Consider the following 20107-nt stretch of genomic DNA (forward strand, 5'->3'; position numbering starts at 1 on the left):
AAACACCTCAATTCTTTTCCATTCAACTTAACTTATGCATATCGTCCAATTGTTTGATGAGTACAGATAGTTCCTTGATGGTGGATTGTTCGAACATCACCTTGATTGGTAATCTCACTCCCAGGTTATTCTTCACCATTTGAATAAATTGCATCGCTAAAAGAGAATTCCCCCCTAAGTCAAAGAAGTTGGAATCTGTATCTATTGTCTCTTGTTCTAAAATTTCTTTCCAAAATCCAATAAGTTTTTCCTCAATTAACCTTTCCTTCACCGCAATTGTTGTCTCCATATATTTCCCCTCATTTCACTTTTGATTTTTCCAGCATTTCACTTAAGATTTGATTAAATATAGAAAGTACGGATGACCTTAACTTTGGATTGACCGCTGCCTCATTAAATTTAATTTGAACACTTGAACCAGGGGTGATGATGATGACGATTGGATAATGGGTCGTTTCCCGTCCTTCTTTCAAACTAACATTGATTTCATCATTATTAGCTAGTTTCATCGGATAGTTTTCAAAAGCATATAATGATTCAAATAGTTGGTTTTCCAAATTAGCCCACTCATAAATCTCTGATAAAGGTGTATTCTCATAGGCACTTAATTCCAAAAATTCATTTTGAACCTCATCCAGTATTTCCATGTAGCTCTTTTCGTGGCTGATATGCTTGATGAACGGCACAGTGTTGATAAATGGACCAACCATTGCCTCAATATTTTGGATAGGAATATTCCTGCCGGATGTCACTACGCCGCAGCATACATTTTCCGTACCTTTTATTTCTTTCAAAGTGGCTAGCCAAATGGTTAGAAAGAAAGTATTCATGGTAATCTTGTATTCCTGACAGAATCGTTGAATGGAATCACTTAATTCCTCATCCAATACTTTCAAATAGCTATTCTCAATGTACCCCTCGCCTTCTTGCACTCCCATTAAACTGGATCCGGAATTCCGGGTACCTTCCAATTTCCCTGCCCAATAGTCCCGCAGTTCCTTATTACTTGTATAATCTTTCATATATTCAACATACTTTTTAAATGAAGGACTCACGGATGATGATGGTGTTATTGAATGATAAGCAGCAAAAATGTCATTAATCACCATCGAGTAACTCCAGCCATCCATAATAATATGATGGAATGTCCATATTAATTGGTATTGATTTTCCGCAAGCTTAACGATCATGAAGCGATTCAGCTTATTATTCTCGATATCTATGATCTTATATTGTTCTGCTAACAACTTTTCCAACTTCTCTTGATGATTGATCATTTCTTCATATTCAATCTCGGTATCCATGGAACTCATTAAAAGTTGGTAGAATACCCCTTTTCTGCTTGAATATAATTTGGTTTTTAAAATGTCATGTTTCCCTGCAGTTGTCACAATGGCATTGGTTAATTTATCGACGTCCAGGAAACCTTTAATATCAAAAATGAGCTGTACTTTATACTGGCTGCTTTCACTATCAAACAAGCTATGGTACAACATCCCTTTTTGCAAAGCCGTCAATTCATAAATATCAATAATGCCTGTTTCGTTGTGCAATAGTTGGTTAAGTTCCTCTTCGGGCATATCCACCAATGGAAAGTCTTCCGGACGGTACATCTGTTTTCCCCTTGTTTCTTCTTCCAATGTCCGTAACAATTCCGGCATATTGTGTTGAATATATTGCTCAAAATCTTCTCTTACGAAATGTCTGTTATAGTTTATTTTTATGGTTTGCTCCTCATTCACTACAAGCAATTCGATATCGACTTCATGTTCGGTATAGGAATTATGTTGAATATCTTGTTCACTAAAAAAGGTGACCTCTTTTGCAGCCCATTCATTGTTTTGGTGAAATCTACCTAGATTATTGAAACTGATGATCGGCCTATTTTGTTTCATATATGTCTCGCCGCATAATTCGGTTATGATCCCATACTCAATCCCTTTATTAGGCAGGGTCCTTAATTTTTTCTTTGTACCTTGAATCGTGTTCGAAATCGATTCTTTATTTTCTATATAGACCGGGCACATGGTAGTAAACCAGCCTACTGTCCTGGATAGATCGACACCTGCAAATAACTCTTCGCGACCATGTCCCTCCAAAGTAAAATGAATATCTTTTTTATTAAAATATTTCCCTATTAGCGCTGCGAAAATGGATAAGTATATTTCATCGATAGATGCTTTATACGTTTTTGTCATATCATTATAGATTTTGCTTGTAATCTCTTTATTCAGTTTCATTTCAAATGATTTTCCATCGTAAACATTTCCTGTTTTGACCAGGGCGTTTTCATATACCGTTTCATGTTCATTCAGCCAGTACTCTTTAATGCCTAAAGGAATGCTATTTTTATATTCATTGAGGTTATTCGCCCATTCCTTATATGATGTCGTTTTATTATCCAGTTTTAGTTCCTGATTGTTTATATCCTGAATATATAGCCGGTCAAAATCTTCGATCAAGATTCTCCAGGAAACCCCATCAACAAGTAAATGATGAATGATCCAAATGATTACATGCTCGTTTTGCCCAGTATTGATACATACTATTTTCATTAGTGGTCCGTTTGAAATGTTGATGCCTTGTTGTGCACCGGTCCCGAGTCTAGCTATTTCCCGTTCCTGTTGGTCCTTATTCAGGTTTGATAGATTTACGTAATTCAAAGTCCAATTTTCAGACGGGCCGATTTGCTTTTCCACCTGCGAAAATGATTCTTCTCTATTGAACCTTAATCTGAGCCCATCATGATGTCTGACGATATGGGCCATGATTCTTTGCAACCGTTTCTCATTCAATTGCGGGTAGCCCTTTAACGTTACAGATTGATTCCAATGATTATAATTATTTATTTGTTGAGTGAAAAACCAACTTTGAATAGGTGTAAATGGTGCCTTTCCAAAAACATCTGACTGATTTATCGTTACATCGCCCGTCAATTCCACAACCTTTGCCAGCTCTTCGATACTTTGTTTTTCAAAGATGTTTTTTGAAGTGATGAGAAGATTTTCTTTCTTGGCAAGTGAACAAATTTGAATGCTTAGGATGGAGTCTCCTCCACATTCGAAAAAGTTATCAAAGATGGTTATTTCCTGATTATTCAGTACCTCTTTCCATATCTTTAACAATTTTTGTTCCGTTCCATTCATGACACTTTTACTGTTAGTGCCTTCCGGGTTCGTTTTTGTATCCGGCAAGCTCTTAGCATCCACTTTGCCGTTAACGGTTAGCGGAAAGGACTCCATTTTAATGAAATAAGAAGGAATCATATAATGTGGAAGATGATTCTTCATATAATCCCGGATATAATTTTCTTCAAGGTCATTGTCGGAGATATAATAGGCCATGATGAATTTCTTCGATTTAGATTCATCTTTTATCGCTATGAAGCAATCCTTTATACCAGGGCATTTATTTAGAACTGCACTGACCTCCCCAAGTTCGATACGATATCCGCGTATTTTCACTTGGTCATCAGCCCTGCCTGCAAAGAGTAGATTTCCACCCTCCGCATACTTAACCAAATCTCCAGTTTTATATAGTTTCCTTGAGGGATTGAACGGATTTTGAATGAAGCTTTCATCGTTTTTCCCCGGATTATTTATATATCCCCTTGCAATGCCTTTCCCGCCGATATACAGCTCACCTATTTGACCTTTAGGAGCAGGCTTCATCCTGGAATTGAACACGTATGCTTCTGCATTTAAGATTGGCTTTCCGATCGGAATCACTTGATCATCACTTGGAAGTACCTTATATGCTGTTGCAACGACAGTGCCCTCCGTTGGACCATAATTATTATATAAATCAAAGCTCAAACTATCGGGTATCGTTTTTAAACGATCTCCCCCTGTCAAAATGGCTCTGATTGATTCTGGAAATTTCATATCGTTAATAAATAATTGCTCGAGCAGCCCCGTTGAAAAAAACGCGAGTGTGACCTTCTCCTTTTCCATCTTCTCCGAAAGGATTTCTACATCCAATAAATCATAGTAATCCAGTATCAGGAGTTTATTCCCATTCGTCAGATAAGGGAATATCTCCCAAACGGAAGCGTCAAAAGATGTATTCGAAACCAGTACTGCTGCATCCTTTCCATCTACTGAATAATAATTGATATGCCAATTACAGAGGTTGGCCAACCCTCCATGTTCAATCATGACCCCTTTAGGTTTTCCCGTTGTTCCTGAAGTGTAGATGATATAGGCCAGATCACTTTCCGATATCTTTGTTGAATCGAATACTGTGCATTCAATTTCTGGTTCTTTTAGTATGTCTTCGATACATAAAAGTTTTCCTTCATCACCGGGATACTTTGGAAGTCCTTCTTCATTACTTAAACAATATGTGATTTGAGAATCCTCAATCATATGTTTCAACCGTGACACTGGCTGTGAAGGGTCCAAAGGCACATATGCCGCCCCAACTTTCATAATGGCTAAAATGGCCGTAACCATATTGATCGATCGATCCATAAAAATCCCAATTCTATCCTCTACACCTACATGATTTAGGAATAAGCGTTGTGCCACCTGATTTGCCCGGGCATTTAACTCGCTATACGTCACCTGATCATCACCATGAACAATGGCAACATCATTGAAATTTGTACTCACTTTATTCTCAAACCTGGTTATTACATCTTCAAAACGATGACCTTCCACTTCTAGAGTTACATTGCCTGTCCCCATTTCGATTAATGATCGCAACTGTGCAGGCTCTAAGTAGGTAATGTCCTTTATCCGCTTGCTTTCCTTGGTTGTAATCTCTAACAGCCAATGCTGAAAATTACTAGCCATTCTTTGAATCGTCGTTTTATTGAATAATGCTTTGTTATATTCAAACGAAATGAGTAATTCATCCTCATCCATTTCTTCTGCCTGAACAACCAAATCAAATTTAGCTTTAAAGGTATTGATTTTTTTCGGTTTTAACTTGAAATTCCTATATGCCAGCTTTTCTTTTTGGTTATTTTGCAGGACGAATACTGTATCGAACAATGGAGTATTTTCCATGGTTCTTTCTGCCGATAAATATTTCAAAATCTCCTTAGTAGGTAAATTTTGATGGTCAAAAACACCTGCAATATTTTTTATGTTTTTTCGCAAAATCCCTTCAAATGAATCTTCCTGGGATACATGTAATTTAAAGGGCAAGGTGTTGACGAAATATCCTATCAATTGTTCAGTATCCACATGGTTTCTCTTCGCCAAAGGACTGCCCACGACAACTTCCTCTTCATCAAAGTAAACCGATAAAAAGGTTTGATAGGCGGTAAGTAAACTCATGAACAAAGTCGATTTCGTTTTTTTATGAAGACTTTCCAGGTTGTCTTGAATTTCTTTAGGTAACAAAAAGCTGATAATATCGGACGTGCTTTTACCTTCTCCGGTTTTTTGATGATCATATTGTAAAAAAGACTTTTGCCGTAATGCCGTTATTTCATTACTCCAGAACTCATTATCCTTACCTGTTACATAATTTGGTGAGTTTTTTTGCCATAAAGCATAATCTCCATATTGGATTGATTGGTTATCTCTATCATTTCGGTCGCCATTCTCGATTTCCTCATAAATGGCAAACCATTCATTGATCAATAATGGAATCGACCAACCATCAAAAATAATATGGTGGATGTTACATAATAATTGATATTCACTTTCATTCCTCTTCACTAACGTAATTGATAGGAGGGGACCATTTACTAAATCAAATTGCCGTTCCGTTTCTTCCTTCACAAAGTGATTCATTTTTTCTTCCTGCATGTCTAAAGGAAGATCCGAAACATCGAAATAATTAATATCATGATGAATCGACTCATCGAAAACCAAGATGCCCATTCCAGCTTCTTCCCTAATGACACTTTTTAAGATTTGATGTTTATTGCTTAGCTTATCTAACGATAATTCCAGGTTTCCTTCATTCACTTCACCTGCTATTTCATACGAAAAAACGATGTTATATAATGATTTGTCTACATTGGTTTGATGAATGAACCACAAATTTTCTTGCTCATATGTTAAAGGATATGTATTTCTGGCATTGATATGGATAGGTGTATAATCTTGCTTTCCCTCTTCTTTTTGACGAGCTTCTATGACTTCGGATAATTTCATAATCGTATCGTTTTCCAATAAAACGGAAGGAGCAATTTCAATATGAAATTGATTTTTAATATTGACAATCAATCTCATTATCGATAATGAGTTCATTCCACTTTCAAGTAGCGACTGATTATTTTTTATAACCCCATTGCCTAGGATGCTAACCACCAATTCCCTTACTTTTTCACTTATTGTTTCATCTACTGGATTCTTGAAATTCGGTATAGTTTCACGGTCTTTTATTATGAATTTTGGTAATGAAGATTTATCCAGTTTTCCATTTACAGTTAGGGGGATGTTGTCCACCTTGATAAAAAAGCTTGGTATCATATACGCTGGCAATGAGTTTTTTACACTTTCCCTCAAATAATCAGCAGCTAATTCTTCATCAGCAACATAGTATAAAAATAAATGCATATCATCATTAAACGCTTTATCCATCGTAACAACTGCGTTCTTGATGTTTTGCAATTCATTATACGCGCTCTCAATTTCCCCTAATTCAATCCTGAAACCTCTTAGCTGCACTTGCTCATCATTTCTGGAGATATATTGCAGATCACCATCATCCAACAGTTTCACTATATCCCCTGACTTATAGTAGCGGACATTATCGATATCCGTAAATTTCATCTCATTCATCATCGGGTTTTTATAATAGCCAAGCGATACACCTTTTCCTGAAACGTATAATTCGCCCTCTTCATCTCCAGTTACTTCTTCTCCATTTTGATTCATCACTTTGAACCCAAGATGAGGCAAGACTTTTCCGATATTGGTCATTCCTTTTTCAACATCACCCTTAGCGATTTCTTTGTAGGTTACATGAACGGTGGTTTCAGTTATTCCATACATATTTATTAGCTTTGGCAGCCTGCCATTTTCGGGTGAAAACCACTGCGCCAATTTCTTGAAGTTTAATGCTTCCCCTCCAAAAATAATGTATTTTAAACTTAATTCATTTTGACGATTTATGAGCTCACCACTCACTTCGAAGAAAGCGCTTGGCGTACAATTAAAAACGGTTGTTTGTGTATTTATCATTAACTCAACAAAGGATATTGGATTTCTGCTTTCTTCAAATGAAACCACAACAACTTCTCCGCCATATATCCAAGCCCCCCACATCTCCCATATGGAGAAATCAAATGCGTAGGAATGGAAAAATGTCCATTTATCTTTATTAGTAAACTCGAACAAATCGTCGCAGCCATAAAACAAGTTCATGACGTTTTCATGTGAAACACAAACTCCTTTAGGCTTTCCCGTTGAGCCCGATGTAAAAATGATATAGGCTGGATCTTCTGGTTCAATTAAAGTATGTACATTCTCACCTGTCATACCTTTTGATTTATCTATCACTTCATCAATGGATACATAATTACAACCAATGTCGCTAATCCGGCTTTTATCCCCAATTAATAACTTCAATTCTGAATTCTTTATTATATGCTTTACTCTTTCATCAGGACTTTTAGGGTCGATAGGTACATAAGTAACACCCGATTTAAGCAGGGCTATGATCAAAAATAAAACCTGCTCGGATTTTTCAATATAGATTCCGACATTGTCTCCTTTATTTATCCCTTTGTCCTTTATGTACATTGCCATTTTATTTGCCAAGATATTCGTTTCTTTATATGTAAATTGCATACCCTTATTTCTTACTGCAATATTGTCTCCATATTGCCTGACACTTTCTTCAAATAAATTCGCTAAAGAATTCATATTCATCATTTTCCCCCATTATTTTAAATATGTGCCTGATGCAACTGTCAACATATGAAAAACCAAAGAAACCAAAGCGATTACAATCGTTATGATCCATGCATTTCTTCTCTTAATGAGCGCCAATTTTTCCAGACTATAGCTGAATAGAATTAAACTGACAATGTAAAACAACTCAAACTCAGCCATGAATGTGTGAAGGATGGAGTTTTTATCATGCACCAGTAAGGATAAACTAGTGAATGTCGTTTCCTTGCTCTTAACCAATAATGCGATGATTGCATTAACACCGGATCCAATTACGATGCATACCCCTGCATTTATGACAGCTTGGCAAACCCCTTTTATATTTACCGGTCTTTCTTTTAAAACTAAAAATAATAGACACACAATTAATATTTGAATGATGAATGTAACCAATAATCCAAGAGCTCCCATTACAATTGTGTTAATGGCAAAACTAAGGGCTCCAATCTCTGAAATGGACATGCCATTTAATACGTTCATCCCTTTTTGATCTGCAGAATATAACAAAAGCGTCGTTTCGATACCTGCTATTAAACTGAGTATCAATAACGAAATGATTAACTTGTGAACTCTATCCTCTTTTTTAAAAAGATATTGTACTAATTTGTTTTTGTTTTTTAATTCAGCATTTGCTTCCATTTTTAATTCCATTGGTATTCCCCCTCAATTATTTTCGTAGAATTTATCGGAAAGGTAACACTTCTTATTTCATCATTCACGAGTACAACCGTTGATTTATATTGGGTAAAATTTTTATAGAAAAGTGAGATGTTATCATGATCCATGTCAACCTTGGAAATTTCATAGATTTCAAGTGGAGAGGTCAATCCTGTTTTTAATATCTTTGATAGACTTTCTTTTGCACTAAAGAAAACTTCTTTACTTAAAACACCATCGCTTTCCTTAATCATTTTATTCTCGGATTCCGTTAAGTAGGTTTCTAAAAATTCAGAATCGGATTTCGTTTTAGTCTCAATATCGATTCCCATTGGATGCAGTTGATCAAAAAGCAATATTCCGAATGTTTTATCCGTATGTGTGATGGATATACCTATGTTCGTTAAAAAGAACAAGCTTGTAACAATGACCGGCTGTCCAAAGACTCCTTTCAACAGGGATACATTCTTTATTTCATCCAAACCGATACCAAAAAACTCCATAATTGTTTTTTTTCCAAAGTACAAACTTTTCTTTGCTTCGATGGATCTTTTGGGACCATTTTGCAAATTTAAATAATTCCATTCTTTTTCGTTAAAAATATCATCAATATAGTCCAAATTGACTGAATCCGCTTCATAATACTTGATATAAGATTTATAAATTTTTGTCTTATTCATAAAGTATTCAATCATTTATAATTTTCCTCCCCTCTTTTTTCTAGAAATCCCGCATTTTTTCTCCATTTTTTACCTCTAAAATTTCTTTTTTAAAACAATTATTTCATTTTCTGGGTTAAATATTACCTATTATCATTATCGATAACACTTTATCACAACAATTTTGCCGAGTCCATTAAAAATTTGTAAATTATCTACATTACATAATAACTTTACCAATTTTCATTATTTTTCTACTTTAGTAGTATTTTCATAGGACTTATCGTGTGAAATTTAGAATGAAAAAATCAACTTGAAATTTTCTAATTAAAAAAGCCATATTTTATTTTTCACTATAATTTGTGAAAAATAAAATATGGCTTTAATACTGTTCAATCATTTTGGTTGTTTAATGAAAATGTGCATGGCCTTTTTTAATATCTCATTCTCTTCTTGTAGATCTTTAATTATTTTATCCTTTTCCTCTTTCAGACTGAGCCCTGAAAAACCATTACTGGAGTCCGCCGAGCCAACTTCATTTGTTTCTTTATAGATATTGATCCAATTTCTTAATGTAGGTATGGATATATTAAGTTCTTCGGCCAATTCTCTAGGCTTTCTGCCTTCTTCCAGGACTAATCGAGCAGCATAAATTTTAAAATCTTTATCATGGTGCTTCCCCATAATAAGACACTCCTTTTTTAAATTTATTTAGTGCCGATTTTCTGTACTTCTTTTATCAAACGAAAATGTTTTTCTAATATAAAGACTTTCATAAATTTAATTTCAATCTATTAATCAAAATGGAATTGATCGCTATTGCGATCACTAAAATCACTAGCGCCCCAATCAGGGGTTGGACACTGAACCAAACCAAGCCAAAATGAATCGCTGTTACCAAGATCAATAATGGCAATCCATAAAGCAGGCTTATTAATACATTGGGGTTGGATTTAATTGCAGCAGATGGGTTCTCCCATTCAATACTAGGATTTTTCATATCATATAATGGTGTTAGAAGATTATAGCAAACCACTAAACAAGAAGTGATTAATAACATGACTGCATTTTCCATTTCCCAATAGCCAAATAGAGCAAATATCAAAAAGCTGATCACCACGGCTATAATACTGATTATTGATGAAAATATCACTTTAGAAAAATAAACATATTTTTCATCAAACGGGACGCTTTTTAGTAAATAATGGTATTTACCTTCTCTTGAATATGGGGTTCCGCTTATATTATTTATACAACACAAGAAAAGGACCGAATAGGAAAAGTATTTATCAAAGACTCCCTCTTTCGTTATATTCAAATAATTCGGGAATACTTCATTCTGAATCAGCAATAACATGACAAGTGAAAAGATCGGAGGCAAAAGAAGACCTAAAGCGATTTGCATCTTAAAATATGCTTCAGACTTAATGATCCATATCTCTCTTTGTAAATAGTTACTCCATTGATTTTTTGATATATTTACCTTTGAGTTTTTCATATTCGTTTTGTTGTTTCCCAATATCCCATTTTTAAAGTAATGAACAGAAATGTTCTCTATAATCATTGAATACAAAAGGAAACCTATTACCATTATCGAAATATAAATAATGAAAAATTGAACGGTTATTTCATTTGATACAAAAGCATCCAATATCCATTTGATCACTGGAATCATATTTGCGGTTTCAAATATATGTCTCATCAACAATTCCAACGAGTTTTTTAGCCCTTCAAAAGAATTCAAATCTATTTCCGAGATGACCTTTGAAATGGCAACTGATGATTTTCCTGCAAAATATACAATGGAAATAATCATAAGCGTTAGGATGATACCAATGTTAACCATTAAGTATGCTACTTTACTTTTGAATCTATAATAATGCCTATTCATGCACGATAGGATAAAAAGCAGGAACAAAGCCGTTAAACCATTGACGATTGGTAAAAATGTGATTAATTTAATCGCTTCGATAAACTTTAGATCGACTATCAAGAAGCCTAATGTTGGCACTTGGATCATCATTGATAAGATGATCGGGACCCATAAGCTACTTAACACTTTGGCCCTTGATATTTCCTTATAGGTGAGTGGCAGAGGTGCCAATACTTTAAATTCATCATAAGAAAATATTTGTGATGTGGACAAATAGCAAACCAACGCAAAGACGAGAATGCTGGAAATCGTTAAATTATAAAACAGGAAGACCTGGGTATCTCCAAGAAAATAAACAAAGGCGTTAACGACAGTCAGCTGCAAAAACATATAAAAAACGGCTATTATCAGGACAGCCTGTAACATTGTCTGCTTGGGCATTTTATAGAAGGAAGAAACGAAAAATCTAGTTAACTGAAGTTTTTCCTTCATATACCTGAGCCTCCATAAAGGTAGATTCTAATGAACTTTCACCTATTATATTTTGTATCTCATCATGCAGGATGATTTTTCCCTCTTTTAAAATAGCCACTGTATTACAAATTTTCTCTGCCACATCCAGCAGATGCGTCGAGAAAAACACTGTACCGCCCATTTCAACATATTGTTTGATTAACCCCTTGAAAACTAAAACGGCGTTTGGGTCTAATCCGTTCAATGGTTCATCCATAATGATGATCGGGGGATTAATGGTAAAAGCCGCTATCAGGGATACCTTATGCATCATTCCATAAGAATAACTTCCCATTGGCTTTTTAATGGACTCCTGCATCCCAAACCGATTGATATATTTCCCCAACCGTTCTTTGTCATCATTTCCATATAGGTTCATCAAGAAACGAATCCAATCAAATCCCGAAACATTGTTAAACACATTGATAGTATCAGGAATGAAGAAAAATTGTTTTTTATATTCTATGCCGTCTTCTTTGGTCAGGCCATTTATTTCAACCTTTCCATTTTCTGAATCTAAAATGCCTGTAATGAGGTTCAGCGTCGTGGTTTTCCCTGCACCATTTGCTCCTATAAAACCTAAGGTTTCCCCTTTTTTGATTTCTAGATTTACACCATTCAAAATCTTCTTGGCCGAGTAGCTTTTCTCCAAATCTGTGATGCTTAACAAAGTTATTATCCTCCCATCACTTCATGATTAAAACATTTCCATCCTCAACTTATTCATTATTGAATTTCTTTTTAGAAATCCATATGTTCGTTATCAATATCGTTACTGCCGTCCATGCAAGTGCAGCTAATACACCCCAAAGCGCTTGTGAATTGACTGTGCCTAAAATCAGTACTTCCATGGCATGCTTACTCATGCTTGCCGGATTCACATTGTCTATTACCGGACTTAATCCAACTATGATTCTGCAGCCGAGGAGAAATACTATCGAAATTAATGCAATGATACCCTGGCTATTAAAAATGGTACTGATCATCGTCGTGAATGAAACGATAAATAGGATCCACAGCAGATAGAACAGTAAAGCCACTATTAAATCCCCAAAATCAACACTCGTAAACAAAAAAACTACATACAGATATGAAACCAAATATCCCAATGCCACACTGCAGGCAACAAACAGGTAATTGGAAATGATTTTCCCGCTTATATAAGATCCAACCGTCACAGGCCTTGTAAGTATGAAAGCAAGCATCCCATTTGCTTTATCGGATTGAACGACTCCCATCATGGAAACGATGATGATCATGACCCCTAACTGATCAAATTGAGACCCTAAAGTACTGGCAAGAACTTCGCCGCCTTTTTGGGCAGCCATGCTTGGATCAATGGTGATCCCTTGGCCCCCGCCCAGTGCCTCTAATATTGAAGGTAAATAATAGCTTACAACTGGTTGAGTTATTCCTAAAAATATAAATACAAGCGGCAGCCAAATCACTTTAAATTCACGTACCATCTGAACAAATTCCTTTTTAGCTAAAACGGCAAAGTTATTCATTTTTCCACCACCAATTTTAAGAATATCTCTTCCAATGTATCGTTATCTATTTCGAACCTGACAAGATCAACATTATGCTCCAAAGCATTCGCCAGTAACATATTCTTGTTTGACTCAATATCTTCCACTTCTATCTTCAATTTGTTCCCCATTACCTCTACACCCTTGACGAAGTTCAAGCTTTTAACGTTTTCAATCCATTTTTGACTTTTAGAGGTTATGTCGACATTGATTTTATTTCCGCTATTCCTGTTCAATAATTCTGACATCGTTGTGTCCTCAATTTTTTTACCGCTTTTTATAATGACAAACCTCTCACATATTTCTTCTGCATCGCTTAATATATGCGTCGATAATAAAATTGTCGTATCTTTCTTTATCTCTTTTATGATATTCAACACTTCTCTCCGGCCGATGGGATCTAATGCCGAAACCGGTTCATCCATGACAATCAATGCCGGTTTATGTAACAGCGCCTGTGCAATACCAAGCCTTTGTTTCATTCCGCCTGAAAAAGTCCGCACCTTTGAATTCTCTTCCCCGCTCAACCCCACTTTCGACAATATCTCTGGGATGCCGTTTAATAATTCTTCCCTCTTGATACCCGAAAGCTGCCCCATGAAAGTAAGGGTTTCTTTGGCGGTCATCCATTGAAAGAAGTTAGGGTATTGTGGTAAGTAGCCTATTTCCTTTTTCATTTTTGAAATTTTCTTACCATCAAGCAATACTTCTCCCGTACTTGGATCTATAATATCTGCAATCACTTTTATCAGTGTCGATTTACCAGCCCCATTTGGCCCAATCAATCCAACACATTCCCCTGATTGCAATTCCATTGAAAAATTATTGACCGCTGTTTTTTCTTTGAATTTTTTTGTAACATTTTTAATTTCTAATTTCATATTCTTTCACTGTCCTTTCTACCGATAACGAAGTACAGAATTGGACCGATAGTATTTGCAAAAATAATGATGAGTGTCCACAATAAAACATTTTTCCTCGTCTTTCGATTTCTGTATAAATCAATTAATGCTATAAGCACTAAAATCATTCCAATTGCAATTACCGGTAAAATGATCGGCAGAATAGACATGAAATCAATATCTTTCAATTCGTTCCATCCATAATGCAATTCCATATATACCACTCCTTTGGTAACGAAATATTATTATCATTATCGATAATGATAACATCTAATTTGGAATTTTGCACCTATTTTTTTCTTAATAAAATATTGTTTTAGTTTTTATTGTTATTTATAATGATAATATTATCATTATGAATAATAATAAAAATATAGCGATATTTATTAATTTTCATGAAATGTAGACATTTTTTTAAAAAATTAAAATAATTAAAAAATAATTATTATTTACTTAGAAAAAATATTTAGGTACTATTATTTTTCGAACCGTGTCATTTTTATGTAAATGACAATGATTCAAACATTACAATATATGAAGAATTAAACGTATTATTCATGGCCAACAGGAAAGTTCACTAAAAATTATCCAGTTATAATTTCCAATGTGAGGAGAATAAGATGATTAATAAAGCTGAAATTTTAATGCACCCAGTAAGAATAAAGATTACCCAAGCTTTAATGAGAAATAGGGAAAATGGTTTAACACCATTAGAAATGTTAAAAATCATTAAAGATGTACCCCAGGCAACATTATATAGACATATACAGGTCCTTTTGGATTCAGGGGTCATTCGCATAGTAAAAGAGAAAAAAGTGAGATCCGTTTCCGAAAAATACTACGTTTTAAATGAAGAAGAAGCACGACTTAGCGGGGAAGAATGGAAAAAATCCTCTAATGAAAAAAAGGTGAACTATTTTTCTTATTATCAATTATCCCTTATGACCCAATATCAAAACTATCTTACTAAATTGGAAGAAAGAGACTGCGCAGAAGATGGTTCAACCTTTTCCCTTTTAGAACTAAAGCTTGATGATGAAAGCTTCCTTAACTTCCAAAATGAATTGAACGATCTAATGTTAAAATACTACAAAGCAACGAATCAAAGTGCCAAACAAGACTCTCCTATTCGAACAATCGGCGTTACAATTATTCCAGAATCATAAAAAATGAAAAGGCTGTTCCAAAACCTTGGACTCAAAATCGAATATTATAGAAAAACACGTTAAGAAACATATCTATATATTCACCAACCAGTCAGGTTGCAGTCCGTGTTTTGAAACAGCCCAATAAATTCCATAATGGGCTTACCACCCGTTATGGGACATGACTAAAAGTGATGCACCCGCAATCAGCAGCTCCCCAATGTTTCCTTTATACTGCTGTATACTTCGTCCCACAGGTGTTTTTCTTCAGCAAAAGCCGCAGTTATCTTTTTAATAACTGCTTTTTGCTCTGCCTCGAAACGTTCATCATCCTTGGCAGGCAGGTCAGACCTTAACTCCATTACGAACTCTTGTACCTTTGGTGCACGAGGTCCCCAAACAGCTTTTTCTTCACCACCTTATCAATGAATATAAAAATGGGAATCGAACGCGCTGTTCCATTCGTTAAATATTGATCCATCAGTTCAAGATTTTGATCTCGTAAAATCATGCGAGTTTCGATATTTGCCGCTTCAGATATATTCAGCAGTATAGGAATATTCATCATCGCGTCTCCGCACCAGTCTTCAGTAATGACAATAACTCGAAGTTCCTTCCTCTTTAATGCATCAAAAAAATCTTGGTCCTCTGCAGAAGTGGAAAAACCTTGCTGGATCGATTGTAAGTTTTCTTTATGAACTTTCATCGAAGATACAAATTCTTGAGCGGGAATCCCCTTTTCAAACCATTCATTCAGTGTCGTCATCGTATTTCTCCTAACTATTCTTTAAATTAAAAGTACCATAAACCACTTATTATTTCATTGTTTCCACATCGAAAAATAAAATGACAAATTGGTAAATTAAATCCATGTTTTCTTTCCCGTGTAAAGGGGAAACTATACATACATTCAATAGCTTACTAACTATTTTATATTGATAAAAACATTGTTTTCTAGTTTAGGAGATGAAATTTTGTGGAAGGCTTTCTCTTTGCGCTACTCCCTGCATTGACATGGGGCAGCTTAGTGCTTGTTTCCGAAAAACTCGGAGGCAACTCTTATAATCAAACACTTGGCATTACAATCGGTTCATTACTGTTCGCCATCATGATGTCTTTCATCAATCCACCGGAATGGAGCAGTCTAGTGTGGATTGTCGGCATCATTTCCGGGATAGGCTGGGCATTCGGGCAGTTATTTCAATTCAATAGCGTCAAGGAAATCGGGGTATCGAAAACCGTTCCAATCTCAACAGGACTGCAAATTCTAGGAAATACATTTTTTGCAGTCATCATTTTCAGGGAATGGAATGACAAGATGACAATCATCATTGGCATTGTTGCAATCATCTGTTTGATTACAGGTGTCTTGCTGACAAGCTATGGCGATGGTGATAACAAAAAAGAAGGAAGCATGAAAAAAGGGGTTTTTTACCTTGCCATTTCTACGGTGGGTTATGTTACATATGTCATCGTCGTCAGATGGAATGAGGTTGACGGATGGTCGGCGATCCTGCCGCAAGCAATTGGCATGTTCCTGGCTGCCTTGCTCCTTTCCATCAAACATAAACCGTTTAATAAGTATGCCGGACGGAATATCCTTACCGGAATGATGTGGGCTGTCGGTAATATCGGTCTCCTGCTCGCTAATCCGAAAGTGGGCGTGGCCATCGCATTCTCATTTTCCCAAATGGGAATCGTCATTTCCACTTTAGGCGGCATCTTTCTTTTAGGAGAGAAAAAATCCAAAAAGCAAATGGCCTTTGTCATCATCGGGTGTGTACTCGTAATTGCTGGCGGAATCATGATTGGCTTTACAAAAGAATAGTCAAAGGAGAGCTGAACGATGTATGAAGATTTAGAAAAAAAAGTGGTCGTGATCACTGGCGCGGCAAAAGGATTAGGAAAAGCCATGGCCGAAAGGTTCGGTAAAGAAAAAGCACATATCGTATTAAATTATCACACTGAAAATGGCGAACATAAGGAAATCATCAAAACGATTGAAGCTGCAGGCGGGAAAGCCGCAGCCATTCAAGGTGATGTTTCAAAGGAAGCTGATGTGAAGAAATTGCTTTCTTTCGCTGTGGACACCTTTGGTACAATCGACATCATGATCAACAATGCTGGTATTGAAAATGAAGTGCCCAGTGAAAAATTGACTCTTGAAGATTGGCAGAAAGTCATCGATGTAAATCTAACGGGGATGTTCCTGGCAAGCAGGGAAGCAATCAGTTATATGCTCGATCATGGCATTAAGGGCAATATCATTAACATGTCTTCCGTTCATGACCGGATACCTTGGCCTCATTTTGTCCACTATGCAGCAAGTAAGGGCGGAGTCAAGATGATGACAGAAACCCTTGCACTTGAATATGCTCCTAAAGGGATTCGCATTAATAATATTTCACCTGGTGCAATCGACACACCCATCAATGCCGAAAAATTCAATGACCCGAAAGCTAAACAAGAAGTCATCAACCTGATACCGATGGGATACATCGGAAAACCGGAACAAATTGCCGCTTGTGCCGCTTGGCTCGCTTCCGCTGAATCGAGCTATGTAACGGGCTTGACCTTATATGCTGATGGCGGAATGACCAAATATCCAGGTTTCCAAGCAGGAAAAGGCTGAACTTAACTTGTTAGTTTTAGTAGCGGTTGATATTTAGGAGAATAGAATTTGAGGGACTAGGATTTCTCCTATGTCCCTCTAATTGAAAATCCGAGATATCCCTTATTCCAAATAATTTCATATTTCTTCATTAGCAAAGCGATTTTTTGGATTCTTTAATCCAAGGTGATCACGGAGAGTGTCTCCTTCATAGTCCAAACGGAACAAACCCCTCTCCTGTAAAATTGGAACAACCTTCTCGACGAAATCCTCTAAGTCGCCTGGTAACAATGGAAATTGAAGCATAAAGCCATCTGCAGCTTTTTCAGTAAACCATACCCCCATTTCATCAGCTACTTGAGTTGGTGTACCGACAAATCTATCTCGTCTGGCAGGACTGAAAAATCTCGCATATAATTCACCCACTTTTATGTCTTCTTCACCAATAATTTCCTTCATTTCATTAAAGTTACTTTGTATGCTATTTACTAATGGAAATTCAACATCCTTCGCTGGTGTATCTAAAGAATATTTTGAAAAATCCACGTTGCCCATATAACCAGAAACGAATTTCAAACTCTCATAAGGGTCGACGAGACTTTGGAGTTTATTGTATTTTTGAATAGCTATTTCCTCGGTTTCTCCAATAATAGGGGAAATGCCGTGAAGGATGTGGAGCTCTTCCACGCTTCTTCCAAAATCCAATAAAGACGTTTTTAATTCTTGATAATATCGTTTGGATTCTTTAATGTTATCCCAATGTGTGAAAACGACTTCGGCTGTTCGAGCGGCTAATCGCTGCCCTGGTATAGACGCACCCGCTTGAATGATAACCGGCTGCCCCTGCGCCGAACGTGCGATATTCAACGGACCTTTTACCGAAAAATAGTTGCCTTTATACCGAAGCTCATGCACTTTATCAGGATCAAAAAATTGTCCCGTTTCTTTGTTATGCACAAACGCATCATCTTCCCACGAATCCCATAATCCTTGGACAACGTCGATGAACTCCTCCGCTCGTTCATAACGATGATCGTGTGCCAAATGTTTATCACGACTGAAATTCAAGGCCGTCTCTCCGGTCGCATCAGCTGTAGTAACAACATTCCATCCCACCCGTCCGCCGCTTATATGATCAACAGAAGCAAATTGGCGAGCGAGTACATATGGTTCACTATACGTTGTCGAAGCTGTCGCCCCAATGCCGATTTTTTCTGTCGCTGCAGCTAATGCTGTAATTAGTACAATCGGATCAAATCGATTAAGTATTTGAGGATGCGATTCATGATTAATGGCCAAACTATCTGCCACAAAGGCAAGGTCAAATTTCCCTTTTTCTGCAATTTTCGAGAGTCTTTGCAAAGCTTTCACATCAATACTTGCATTGGGATTTGATGCCGGATGCCGCCACGACGCAACATGCATACCTGTTCCAATAAGATAAGCAGCTAACTTCATCTGTCTGTCTTGAGCCATTTCTAATCTCTCCTTCCTTATTTATTAGAATAAATCTCCTTATAACTGCTCAATTCTTTCAAGGTAATGAATGTTGGAATATAGTTTCCATTGTAAGCCTCTTCAATAAATTTAGCCGTTTTCTCTGATTGATAGAGATCAACTAATTTTCGGTAAATTTCATTGTCTTGATCTTCACTCCTAGCCGCTATGATATTAATATACGGCTTTGCAGTACTGCTTTCATAAATAAGAGCATCTTTTAAATTTAGTCCCGCTTCTACCGCAACTCCATTATTAATCACCGAACCAGCTGTATCTTCCATCACACGCGGGGCACTGGCACCATCGACAGGAACAATTTTGATTTTCTTCGGATTTTCCTTTATTTTGTCCTGTCCGCCATTCCCGTCAAAGTCATCCACAACCTCTAAGAGTTTTGCTTCTTGTAATAGCAATAAAGCCCTTCCCCAGTTAGCTTGGTCATTGGGCACAGCAATTTGTGCACCATTTGGGATCTCTTCCACCGATTTATATTTGCTTGAATACAAACCGAGAGGAGCAATAATTGTAGTCCCAATTGGAACGATGTCTGTATTATTGTTTGCATTAAATGAATCTAAATAGGCAACATGTTGAAAGGCGTTGATATCAATATCCCCTTCTGCCAGCGCTTCGTTCGGATCATATGCCGAAGAGAAATTAACAAGTTCAATTTCCACCCCTTCTTTTTCAGCCTGTTCCTTTAAAAATTCCCATGTTCGAAGTTCAGAATTTCTAATCCCTACCTTCACTTTCTGTTTCCCTCCTGCATTCGTTGAATCACTTGAGCAACCTGCCAATAACACCCCCAAGATAAGCAGTATAGGTAAAATGCATTTTTTCATCATTCATTCCACTCTCCCTT

At 36.4% G+C, this 20107-nt stretch carries 17 protein-coding genes; 3 read left to right on the forward strand and 14 right to left on the reverse strand.

What is annotated here, in order from left to right:
* Positions 1-22 precede the first annotated feature (22 nt).
* The 10 genes from A6755_RS23650 to A6755_RS23695 all read right to left on the reverse strand — a co-directional run bounded on the left by A6755_RS23650 (position 23) and on the right by A6755_RS23695 (position 14204).
* The gene (locus tag A6755_RS23650; RefSeq protein ID WP_053533736.1) at positions 23-289 is read right to left on the reverse strand and encodes a phosphopantetheine-binding protein; all 267 of its coding nucleotides are present in this window, start codon (positions 287-289) and stop codon (positions 23-25) included.
* 10 nt (positions 290-299) lie between these two features.
* Positions 300-7835, reverse strand: a complete 7536-nt coding sequence (locus A6755_RS23655; protein WP_063592156.1) for a non-ribosomal peptide synthetase — start codon at positions 7833-7835, stop codon at positions 300-302.
* A gap of 12 nt (positions 7836-7847) precedes the next feature.
* Positions 7848-8507, reverse strand: a complete 660-nt coding sequence (locus tag A6755_RS23660) for a hypothetical protein (protein WP_063592157.1) — start codon at positions 8505-8507, stop codon at positions 7848-7850.
* Positions 8498-9208: a 4'-phosphopantetheinyl transferase family protein gene (locus A6755_RS23665; protein ID WP_063592158.1), complete on the reverse strand. Its 711-nt coding sequence runs from the start codon at positions 9206-9208 to the stop codon at positions 8498-8500. The genes A6755_RS23660 and A6755_RS23665 overlap by 10 nt, the downstream gene beginning before the upstream one ends.
* A 360-nt stretch (positions 9209-9568) precedes the next feature.
* Positions 9569-9856 carry a transposase gene (locus A6755_RS23670; RefSeq protein ID WP_053533732.1) on the reverse strand — a complete coding sequence of 96 codons (288 nt, stop codon included), beginning with the start codon at positions 9854-9856 and terminating at the stop codon, positions 9569-9571.
* A gap of 88 nt (positions 9857-9944) precedes the next feature.
* Positions 9945-11537 carry a hypothetical protein gene (locus tag A6755_RS23675; protein WP_063592159.1) on the reverse strand — a complete coding sequence of 531 codons (1593 nt, stop codon included), beginning with the start codon at positions 11535-11537 and terminating at the stop codon, positions 9945-9947.
* A complete protein-coding gene (locus A6755_RS23680) occupies positions 11512-12228 on the reverse strand; it encodes an ABC transporter ATP-binding protein (protein WP_063592160.1) in 717 nt (238 codons plus the stop codon). Before A6755_RS23680 ends, A6755_RS23675 begins: the two co-directional genes overlap by 26 nt.
* A gap of 49 nt (positions 12229-12277) precedes the next feature.
* A complete protein-coding gene (locus A6755_RS23685) occupies positions 12278-13066 on the reverse strand; it encodes an ABC transporter permease (RefSeq protein ID WP_063592161.1) in 789 nt (262 codons plus the stop codon).
* Complete coding sequence (locus tag A6755_RS23690) at positions 13063-13968, reverse strand: ABC transporter ATP-binding protein (RefSeq protein WP_034305544.1); 906 nt, start codon at positions 13966-13968, stop codon at positions 13063-13065. Before A6755_RS23690 ends, A6755_RS23685 begins: the two co-directional genes overlap by 4 nt.
* Entirely contained in the window at positions 13965-14204 is a 240-nt protein-coding gene (locus A6755_RS23695; RefSeq protein ID WP_034305547.1) for a PLD nuclease N-terminal domain-containing protein, read from the reverse strand. The genes A6755_RS23690 and A6755_RS23695 overlap by 4 nt, the downstream gene beginning before the upstream one ends.
* 405 nt (positions 14205-14609) lie before the next feature.
* Between A6755_RS23695 and A6755_RS23700 the strand changes: the two genes are divergently transcribed.
* Positions 14610-15155, forward strand: a complete 546-nt coding sequence (locus A6755_RS23700; protein WP_034305549.1) for a helix-turn-helix domain-containing protein — start codon at positions 14610-14612, stop codon at positions 15153-15155.
* Positions 15156-15340: 185 nt separating this feature from the next.
* Here A6755_RS23700 and A6755_RS28170 read toward each other — a convergent pair whose 3' ends face one another.
* A complete protein-coding gene (locus A6755_RS28170; protein WP_343929646.1) occupies positions 15341-15496 on the reverse strand; it encodes a hypothetical protein in 156 nt (51 codons plus the stop codon).
* Positions 15496-15900, reverse strand: a complete 405-nt coding sequence (locus tag A6755_RS23705) for a thioredoxin family protein (protein ID WP_343929644.1) — start codon at positions 15898-15900, stop codon at positions 15496-15498. The genes A6755_RS28170 and A6755_RS23705 overlap by 1 nt, the downstream gene beginning before the upstream one ends.
* Before the next feature lie 210 nt (positions 15901-16110).
* Here A6755_RS23705 and A6755_RS23710 point away from each other — a divergent pair, with 210 nt between their 5' ends.
* Complete coding sequence (locus tag A6755_RS23710; RefSeq protein ID WP_063592162.1) at positions 16111-16962, forward strand: GRP family sugar transporter; 852 nt, start codon at positions 16111-16113, stop codon at positions 16960-16962.
* Positions 16963-16980: 18 nt separating this feature from the next.
* Positions 16981-17766 (forward strand): glucose-1-dehydrogenase, encoded by a 786-nt coding sequence (locus A6755_RS23715; protein ID WP_063592163.1) that lies wholly within the window; start codon positions 16981-16983, stop codon positions 17764-17766.
* A 117-nt stretch (positions 17767-17883) separates the two neighbouring features.
* Here the strand turns inward: A6755_RS23715 and A6755_RS23720 are convergent, their stop codons facing one another.
* Both A6755_RS23720 and A6755_RS23725 read right to left on the reverse strand, forming a co-directional pair.
* Positions 17884-19221: an LLM class flavin-dependent oxidoreductase gene (locus A6755_RS23720; protein ID WP_063592164.1), complete on the reverse strand. Its 1338-nt coding sequence runs from the start codon at positions 19219-19221 to the stop codon at positions 17884-17886.
* Between the two features lie 17 nt (positions 19222-19238).
* Complete coding sequence (locus tag A6755_RS23725) at positions 19239-20087, reverse strand: MetQ/NlpA family ABC transporter substrate-binding protein (RefSeq protein WP_084738234.1); 849 nt, start codon at positions 20085-20087, stop codon at positions 19239-19241.
* Positions 20088-20107: the final 20 nt, after the last annotated feature.

Source organism: Peribacillus frigoritolerans (genome assembly GCF_001636405.1).
GTDB lineage: Bacteria > Bacillota > Bacilli > Bacillales > DSM-1321 > Peribacillus > Peribacillus frigoritolerans.